This is a genomic window from Vibrio nigripulchritudo ATCC 27043, from assembly GCF_000222685.1.
GTDB lineage: Bacteria > Pseudomonadota > Gammaproteobacteria > Enterobacterales > Vibrionaceae > Vibrio > Vibrio nigripulchritudo.
The window spans coordinates 1-8,946 of sequence record NZ_AFWJ01000083.1; the positions used below are offsets into that span (position 1 = coordinate 1).

At 44.1% G+C, this 8,946-nt stretch carries 9 protein-coding genes and 1 pseudogene; 5 read left to right on the plus strand and 5 right to left on the minus strand.

Annotated features, from left to right (window positions below):
* The coding region (locus RH89_RS08795; RefSeq protein ID WP_004401221.1) for a DUF3080 family protein at nucleotides 1–954 on the minus strand (954 nt) is incomplete at its 3' end.
* A 101-nt stretch (nucleotides 955–1,055) separates the two neighbouring features.
* The gene (locus RH89_RS08800; RefSeq protein WP_004401222.1) at nucleotides 1,056–2,426 is read right to left on the minus strand and encodes an MATE family efflux transporter; all 1,371 of its coding nucleotides are present in this window, start codon (nucleotides 2,424–2,426) and stop codon (nucleotides 1,056–1,058) included.
* Nucleotides 2,427–2,516: 90 nt separating this feature from the next.
* Here RH89_RS08800 and RH89_RS08805 point away from each other — a divergent pair, with 90 nt between their 5' ends.
* Complete coding sequence (locus tag RH89_RS08805; RefSeq protein WP_004401224.1) at nucleotides 2,517–3,128, plus strand: riboflavin synthase; 612 nt, start codon at nucleotides 2,517–2,519, stop codon at nucleotides 3,126–3,128.
* Between the two features lie 106 nt (nucleotides 3,129–3,234).
* Here the strand turns inward: RH89_RS08805 and RH89_RS08810 are convergent, their stop codons facing one another.
* On the minus strand, nucleotides 3,235–3,438 hold the full coding sequence (locus tag RH89_RS08810) for a CPXCG motif-containing cysteine-rich protein (protein WP_004401225.1): 204 nt from the start codon (nucleotides 3,436–3,438) through the stop codon (nucleotides 3,235–3,237).
* Nucleotides 3,439–3,751: 313 nt separating this feature from the next.
* Nucleotides 3,752–4,624, minus strand: a complete 873-nt coding sequence (locus tag RH89_RS08815) for a fructosamine kinase family protein (protein ID WP_004401226.1) — start codon at nucleotides 4,622–4,624, stop codon at nucleotides 3,752–3,754.
* Between the two features lie 260 nt (nucleotides 4,625–4,884).
* Between RH89_RS08815 and RH89_RS08820 the strand changes: the two genes are divergently transcribed.
* The 3 genes from RH89_RS08820 (at nucleotide 4,885) to RH89_RS08830 (ending at nucleotide 7,322) form a co-directional block, all read left to right on the plus strand.
* Nucleotides 4,885–5,847: a response regulator gene (locus RH89_RS08820; RefSeq protein ID WP_004401227.1), complete on the plus strand. Its 963-nt coding sequence runs from the start codon at nucleotides 4,885–4,887 to the stop codon at nucleotides 5,845–5,847.
* Nucleotides 5,847–6,803, plus strand: coding sequence for a sensor domain-containing diguanylate cyclase (locus RH89_RS08825; RefSeq protein WP_004401228.1), 957 nt, complete (start codon nucleotides 5,847–5,849; stop codon nucleotides 6,801–6,803). Before RH89_RS08820 ends, RH89_RS08825 begins: the two co-directional genes overlap by 1 nt.
* A gap of 174 nt (nucleotides 6,804–6,977) precedes the next feature.
* On the plus strand, nucleotides 6,978–7,322 hold the full coding sequence (locus tag RH89_RS08830) for a DUF3802 family protein (protein ID WP_004401229.1): 345 nt from the start codon (nucleotides 6,978–6,980) through the stop codon (nucleotides 7,320–7,322).
* Between the two features lie 72 nt (nucleotides 7,323–7,394).
* Here RH89_RS08830 and RH89_RS08835 read toward each other — a convergent pair whose 3' ends face one another.
* On the minus strand, nucleotides 7,395–7,868 hold the full coding sequence (locus RH89_RS08835; protein ID WP_050811515.1) for a C40 family peptidase: 474 nt from the start codon (nucleotides 7,866–7,868) through the stop codon (nucleotides 7,395–7,397).
* A 122-nt stretch (nucleotides 7,869–7,990) separates the two neighbouring features.
* Here RH89_RS08835 and RH89_RS08840 point away from each other — a divergent pair.
* Nucleotides 7,991–8,946 (plus strand): annotated as a pseudogene (locus tag RH89_RS08840) (methyl-accepting chemotaxis protein); the annotation flags it as partial.

An 8,946-nucleotide genomic window follows, 5' to 3' on the forward strand; every position in this document is an offset into this window, starting at 1 on the left:
GTGTTCAAGAGTTGCAATTTTAAACTCTCTGTGGCTCTGTTCAATGTTAAAAAACGTTCCATGCTGCTCGGTTATTTCCTCTAATAAGAAGTTAATGTCCTCGCCAATTTTCACGTATGCGGAATCCAACTGTGCCAGATAAGGCTGCACTTGCTCGATATATTGAGACTGAAAAACGTTTCGAAGATATTTGAACTGAGTACTGTTGATGTTTGCCCCACATCGAATGTTAGTGTCGTATTTTTTAAGCTGACTAGTCAGGGTTTCGAGCCAAAGCGTACTGTTATCCAGACTGTATTTAAGATTACCAATTACAGGAATTGTTTCAATGGTTTCTTGTGACGGTGTAACACTATTTGATGCAGATGTGTCACGACCCCTAATGGACTGAGATATCTTGATGAATGGATCCAAAGCGAGCTTTACTTCTGTTACCGAAGACATCGAATCTTCAGACAACCAGTCTTTCCCGGTCAGTTGAGCCCGCCAGGCACTACTCTGAGTAAACACATGTTGAAAATGAAGAGGGTACTGTCTGACTTTCTGTTGGTATGCCTTAGTAAGTTTGGCTTTCACTTCTTCAGAAATTTCTGGGTGTGAAAGGCATTCACTGGCTTTGGAAACAAATTGGGTTTCGTAATCGAGTTGACGAAACTCATCCTGAACCTTTCCAAGTGAAGAGTTGCGCTCTGCAATCAACTCAAACAAACCACAATTACGCAATTCATACGATTCAAGCAGACCAAGTGACAGACGTGGAATGGTCAATTGAAGCACTTTCTTATCTGGCAATGAAGTAAATCGCTCTTCCGGTGCGTCCATTTCAGGGGCATCCTGAACACGTGCGACTCGTTCCAGATAGTCTTGATACATGTTGGTGACAGGATCAGAACATCCTGTCAGAAAGAAGATAGAGGCGAAAAAAGTGATTCGTAGCAACGCATTACATTCCATTGTTTTTTCTAATTCTACGCCACCGAGACTGAAATGTATCAACCAAATAGAATAAAGCCCGGGAAACCGGGCTAAAAGAAAAATTGAACGTTTATGATGAATTATCGCGCAGAGAATTCGAGCTGGGTGTCATCTGGCTGCTTGTGCATCCAGTGAAGCCTCATACCAAGCATAAAGGCTGCGGAAGACAAACCCACTATGAAGCCAATCCAGAAGCCAGTCGCACCCATTGGGGCGACTACCCAGTCTGTCATGCCTAGCACGTAACCAACAGGCAAGCCTAATACCCAATACGCTATAAAAGTACGGTTAAAGATGGCTTTCATGTCTTTGTATCCACGCAACGCACCAGCTGCTATCACCTGAATAGAGTCGGTACATTGATAAATCGCGGCAAACACTAACAAAGTACTTGCGGTGACTACCACTTCCTTGTTGTCTGTGTACAACAGGGCAATCTGTTCGCGGAATAGCACGGTAAGCAGAGCAGTGATGCACGCTGTTGCCAGACCAACAAAAATGCCGACATGCGAAGAGATTCTTGCGCCTTCAGTACTGTTTTCCCCCAATTTATGACCGACACGAATACTTACTGCTGCGCCGATACTCATTGGAAGCATGAATACAAGGGACGAGAAGTTGATAGCCACCTGATGTGAAGCAACGATCGCAGGTCCTAAAGGCGCAATGAGTAACGCGACAACCGCAAACAACGTTACTTCAAAAAATAGCGCGGCTGCGACAGGTACGCCGAGCTTAAATAATCGTGTTTGTGCTTTCCATTGAGGCGCGTGAAATTCATCAAACAACTTAATGTGTTGTAACTTTTTGGCTTTCGCAACGTAGAACAACATCATCAGGAACATAATCCAGTAGACGATGGTCGTTGCGACGCCACAGCCCACACCACCAAGGGCAGGCGCGCCAAGCTTTCCGTACACAAATATCCAGTTAAGCGGAATGTTGAGAAGCAACCCGACAAAGCCAATAACCATCGCGGGCTTGGTCAGGGACATACCATCTGTCAGGCTTCGTAAAGTCTGAAACAGTAAGAAAGCAGGGACTGCCCACATCACAGCGAACATGTAGCCGTTGGCTTTTTCTGCCATAAGGTGTTCTACATCCATCCAGTCCAGGATCAACTGTGTCTGGAAAAGGACACCAACGATAGGCACAGTAAGTAGCAAGGACATAAAGATGCCCTGATGAATTTCAAAAGGAATTTTTACCTGACGGTTAGAACCGTTAAGCTGGGCAACAACGGGCACTAATGCCATAAGTAAGCCAATGCCAAACAGAATAGAGGGCAGCCAAACACTGGTAGCGATAGCAACCGCTGCCATATCGGTAGGGCTGACACCACCTGCCATAACGGTGTCGACAAATCCCATTCCCGTCTGAGCAACAGACGCAATGAGTACTGGGGTAGCGAGCTTAACTAATTGAGAAGCTTCTTTTTTATAGCGGTGCACACAAAACTCCAACATAGCTTAGAGTGGCGAATGATACTGCTTTGATCGTAAGATACCAATAACTTTGATACATATATTGATAGGACAAGAATGTTTACCGGAATTGTGCAGGGTACAGCGAAGATTGTATCGATAGAGAGAAAACAGGAATTTCAAACTCACGTTCTAGAGCTGGAAGGAGAGCTAGGTTCAGACCTTAAAATTGGCGCATCGGTTGCGCACAATGGTTGCTGTTTAACGGTTACACATATCGATGGGAATCGTATTTCCTTCGATCTCATGCAGGCAACACTTAAGTTAACCAATTTGGGCGGCTGCGATGTTGGTGATTACGTTAACGTTGAACGAGCTGCGAAGTTTGGCGACGAAATCGGCGGGCATTCAATGTCTGGTCACATTTCCACTACGGCTACCATTTCGAAAATTGAAGAAAGTGAGAACAATAAAACCATCTGGTTTGAACTTGAAAACGACCATATGCGATATGTTTTGGAAAAAGGTTACATCGGGATAGACGGTTGTTCACTGACGATAGGTTCCGTTGAAGATAACCAATTCTGTGTTCATCTGATTCCAGAAACATTAACAAGGACTCTGTTCGGAAATCGCAAAATCGGTGAGCCTGTCAATATAGAGTTTGACCCACAAACACAAGCAATTGTTGATACGGTGGAACGTGTGTTAAAAAATTACAATGTCTAAACTAACTAGTTGATTATATATACAAAAAAAGAGCACCTTTAGTAAGGTGCTCTTTATTTTTATATCAATGTTATTGACTATGGAAAAGGCAAACTCAAGGCTCAATTCAGAATATTTGTTCGTCATCAGCGTCTATGAATAGCTGTACCTTGTCATGCTGTTCGTCCACCAGCATATTCAAGTGAATCGCATGGCAACAAGCAGGGCAGTCATCGTAAAATTCCTGGCTGCCATTTGATGAATCCAAGGTAATACGTATTGTATATCCGCAGTGAGGGCACTTTACGCTCTTTTCTGTGTAAGCTTTCATAACATCGGTCCTTACATCAATTAGAATCCCCTGTTGAATTCTTATTCATACTAGCTCTTCGTCTTACTATTCGAATTGAATTAAGTATGAAACATGAATAAGTGCAAAATTTCAGAGAAAAACGACCTAGATCACGTGTTGACGGTCAGAAAAATGCATCTGAGCCAATGAAAGAAGAAAAGAAAGATGTGAAGTCAGCGTAGAAACAGGCTGATTATTGCCTTATTTATATAAAATCAGATACGTAATATTTTGAAATATTAATTATGTAATTGGATGGATTTAATCCATCCAATAATTTGAGCTAATGTGGCTACGAAATTTCAGACAGTAAGCTATCTACGATAGTTTGCGCGTCATCTAGATAGTGACCACCAAACAAATTACAGTGATTCAGAATGTGATAAAGATTGTAGACGTCTCGCCGAGATGCGTAGCTTTCAGAAAGCGGTCTCAAACTTTCATAGCCTTGATAGAAGTCGGTCATGAACCCGCCAAAGAGCTCTGTCATTGCTATATCACACTCAGCGTCTCCCCAATACGGTGCCGGATCGTACACCATAGGACCGACTGGGGTATTCGCAACATTGCCACTCCACAAATCACCATGTAGGAGTGAAGGGCGAGGGTGGTGGTGCGAAAGTCGGTCATAGACCGCTGAAACAATTAGGTCTGAATTGCCAAATTCCACGCCTTTTTCTTTCATTAGTTGAAGCTGCCAACCAATACGCTGCTCTGAAAAAAAGCGCGCCCAGTTTTTGTGCCAGGAATTCGGCTGGAGTGTGGCTCCTATGTAGTTGTCGCTATCGAAGCCAAATTCTTTCTGGTCACCCCAGTTATGATGTTTTGCTAACTGAAGACCGAAGCGATAACTGGCTTTTGCGCTTTCTAAAGGTTTGCAGGGTATGTAATTGAGGATCAGAAAGGCATGATCCTTACAATGCCCAACGTGAACCACCTCGGGCAAAAACAGCGAATCAGTTTGGGTGAGAGACTGTAACCCCTCAGCTTCAAGCTCGAAACGCGGCAGAAAGGAACGATCATTCGTTTTGACGAAATACCGCTGTTCGCCATCACTGATCATGTAGCTTTGGCTGATATCACCGCCGCTAATCCGAACTTTTTCTTTAATCTTGTATTCAAATACCAATACTTCAGAGAGTTGCTGAGAAATAGATTGCCACATATCCCATTCCTGCCGTCGGTTGGATTCTACACCCCAATATTAGCCCATTACTTTTTGTGGTTACTGTTAAATATGCCACATATGCCTAACTGACTCGTAAATAACACAAAGATCAAATGATCTGATCGAGATCTTCTTTTCAGGATCAGATGTGAAGCAAATCCGATTTTGGAAACAAAAACTAAACTAAAGCATAGTTTTGTAAAGTGTAACCATTATAGTGTGATGTTGATTCAGGAAAGTAATCCCAAGCGTTTTCTATGAAAGTACTAATTTGTGACGATTCAGCACTGGCTCGTAAGTCAGTAGCGCGTTGTATTGCTGATTCCGAGCATCAGAAGATTCTGTTCGCTGGGGATGGTCAGGAAGCACTAGACATACTCAAAGTGCAGAACATCGACGTTATGTTTCTGGATCTCACTATGCCTGTACTAGACGGGTACGAAGTTCTATCCGCAATGCCCGTCAGTGATTACCCGACTAAAGTGATCGTCGTTTCCGGCGACGTGCAGCAAGCCGCCAAAAAGCGCTGTAAAGAACTGGGGGCTTACGAATTCATTGAAAAGCCTCTGAACCCGGAAACCGCGAGACCGCTTTTTCCCAGTATCGGCTTAACTTTTTGCCAATCTTCTTCATCCACACCACTTCCAAAGCTGGATCCTATTACTCAGTTTAAAGAGTTGACCAATATCGCATTGGGGCGAGGGGCTGCCATCATCTCCGATCACTTGGGCGAGTTCATTCATATACCGATACCAAACGTCGGTCTGCTCAGTCCTGGCGAGTTAGCGATGACGCTCGAAGACGTTTTGCACCGTGAAGGCTCTGTGGCCGTCGCTCAGCGTTTTGTAGGTGGCGGTATTCACGGCGAAGCTCTGGTTTGTATGCGAGGCACCCAAATAGAAGAAATGGGGCAGAGCTTGGGCTACAAGGTTCAAGAGTCGTCATATAACGAAGTGGTTATCAATATTGCCAACTTGCTGGTGGCTTCTTACTTAGTGTCCCTTGGGGAACAGATGTGTACCCAGTTTGCGCTCCGGCAGCCTGCGGTCATCGACCACTTTCACCAGGAAATCAATTCCCTCAATGTCGGCGGTGTAGGGGAGCTCTTTACCGTCGAATACACTTACTTTGCTGAATCCATTCATTTTGAATGTGAAGTACTGTTCCTTATCGATTCTCGATCGGTCGGTAAGATAAAACGAATACTGGAGACGATGTAATGTCAGACCTGACTCTGGACATATCCGAATTTCACTGGGCATTACAGGTGATGGATAACATGGATGCCGGGTTAGTGGTACTCGACACCAATTACAAAGTCTGCACCTGGAACAGTTTCATGCAGTCATACAGCGGAATTACTGCAGACATCATCATGGGACACAACCTGTTTGATCTGTTTCCTCAGCTTCCAAGCGAATGGTTAAAAGCCAAAATTGAAGCCTCGATCAAATTAAAAATGAGAGGCTTTTCAAGCTGGGAAGACAGACCTTATCTGTTCGAGTTTAATAACTTTTCCCCGGTATCAAATGGTTTGGCAGTGATGTACCAAAACGTGGTGATTACACCACTAAGAGCACTGACCGGCGAAGTGACTCATGTCTGTCTAATGATTCACGATGTGTCAGACATTGCTAAAAAGAAACTCCACCTTAGAGAAACCAACCAAAAACTCAGCCACCTGAGCCGAACAGACGGCTTAACGGGTTTGTACAATCGTGCGCATTGGGAACAGTGCCTCAGCGATCAGTTTATCCAGTGCCAGACACTCAATACGCCAGCGTCTCTGGTGATCTTTGATATCGACCATTTTAAAAAGGTTAATGACACCTATGGTCACAGTTCAGGAGACGGTGTTATACGTCAAACGGCACATCTTCTGAAAAAAACCGCCAGACAAGCAGATTGTTGCGGTCGATACGGCGGCGAAGAATTCACCGTATTGCTCCCCAATACCAATTCAGAACAAGCACACTACTTTTCCGAAAGGCTCAGGCAGCGTATCGAAGAAACTGCCGTTTCAACCGAGCAGGGAGATATAAGCTTTACTATTAGCCTAGGAATTAGTGAGTTCCGCCCAGAAATGGAAACCTACCTAGCTTGGTTGGAATGTGCAGATAAAGCGTTATACAGCTCAAAACAAAATGGTCGAAACCAATCTACAATTCATGACTGAGTAAGCGAAAACTTGCCCGCTTACGTGTTAACTTAAAAGCCCGTTCTTTCTACTTTACAGCTCAAAATGAGTTATTTATTAAGCAACTGACCTTTTGGATATATCAAATTGGTCAGATATGTCTTAAAATTTAGGTAGAAACAATAAAACACCAAACTCGGTGGAGATTATAAAGTGGTTGTAGAAACAGATGGCTACCTTGCTCTGATTGAGCACCTGACAATGAACCTTGACATTTTTGCCCAAGTCGACGGCGATACTGGAGAAGAAAGTATCGAAGATGTCGTCACCGATCTTATCGCAACCAATATCATGGCCATTTTCGAACAGAACCCCGAACTGCATTCAAGCGTACGTTTTAAACTGCTGAAAGAAGCAGACTCCGTTGCTGAAGATTTAGGGGAGGTGTTAGCAGGTGCGTGGAGCAAGAAAGCGACAAACGAGCAAATCGCATTCTTAGACGAGTACATCTCACTACTTAAGAATCTATTCGACAGTGCGGTTGCTCAATACGACTAAACCAAATGGTCGGTTCAAACATGAAAAAGGCTGGTGAATCACCAGCCTTTTTCTATTCTGTAGCCTGTCGACTTAATGGACTCGTCTGAAATGCCAGAGAGCGTCAGCCCAATAAGGATTATCTAAACGCGATATGATGACGCCTTTCGAGGTGGAAGCGTGCATAAACGCGTTATTTCCCATGTAAACCCCGACATGACGTTGTTTGAATCCTGTTTTAAAAAACACGAGATCACCGGGTTGTGCGTCCCGATAACGAATTTTAGTACCAAGCTGGCTCTGACTTTCGGTAGTACGTGGCAATGTTTTGGAGAATGCCTCGCTAAACGCAATCTTGGTAAACGCACTGCAATCCAGACCGTAACGGTCATTTCCACCAAATCGATAGGGTACACCTTCCCATCTGGTATAAACCTTAGACAACGCCTGTTGAGTAGCTGTGTGGTTTTCACTGCTTAGCTCAAAAGGCGGTGACGAGCGGTACGGGACACTTTGCGAACACCCTACAAGTAATAGGGTCACAAATATGGCTTTTATCGATATAATCCTTTGAAAATTCATATAAGTTTTAATTCTTAGTTTTTCCTTTACTGAAATATAGCTGTCACGAGCGCACCATAGACTCTTTCACATCAAGACCAATGTGGACAAGTTTTTAGGACCGCTCAATGAGTAGAACCAGCAAGACCCGTTTCTCTCTTTCACTCATCCATGCCATCGTTGCCGTGTTTGCTGTTATCACGCTAATGGTAGTGTCACTTTCCGTGATCAGCCAGCGAGGGATAGACACAGTAGGCTCGGAATTCAATCACCTTTCTAATCAGGCACTTCCCCTTGCAATGAATAATGCAGAGTTAACTCAAGGGATATTGACTCAGGTTAAGCGCTTAAATCAAGGTATTCAAAGCGAAACTGAGGCAGAACTGCAAGATACGATGACAGTTTTGAATTCGCTGTCGGCACAGGGGCAGTCTCAGATCGACTCCCTGTTCCAGCTATCCGATGCGTTTGGTGGTGTGGTTTCCAATCAGCAGAAAGAGCGACTGATTGAATCTGTCGAGTCCTTAAGAAAAGGTTCTGTGCAAGTATTGGAAAATCAAAAAGCGGTGTTTAAAACGCAAGCTGAACTCGATGAAATGATTCCGTCTTTTCGCTATGGACTGAGCTCAATTGGACCTGAAATGAATCGGGTTGCTTCTTTCTTAGTGCAGGAAAACCCCGAGGCATCAGACGCGGCGAACCGGTTTATCGCCAGTGCCAGTTCGATGGAGAGTACTTTTCTGGTCATGATGATGGCAGAAGATATTGAAAAAGCGACCAGCGAATACAAAGAAATGCGAAACCGTATAGCTGGAATTAATCTGGCATACGACGATTTTGCTGAGTGGTACCCAGACATCAACGAATTTGCAAGCTTAACGGCACCCTACGAAATGGTAAAAGAAGGCTTTCAGGAGGGTGGTGTTCTACAGTTGATTCTGACCAAACTTGAGAAAGTAGAGAAGCAAAAACAACTCGTACGAGATGCCACAGTCAGCGCCGATGAAACGATTGAAATGCTGAGCAATATATCCTCTACCGCTCATACACTGATTACGAAAAGTGAGAACGAAGTAGAGCGAAC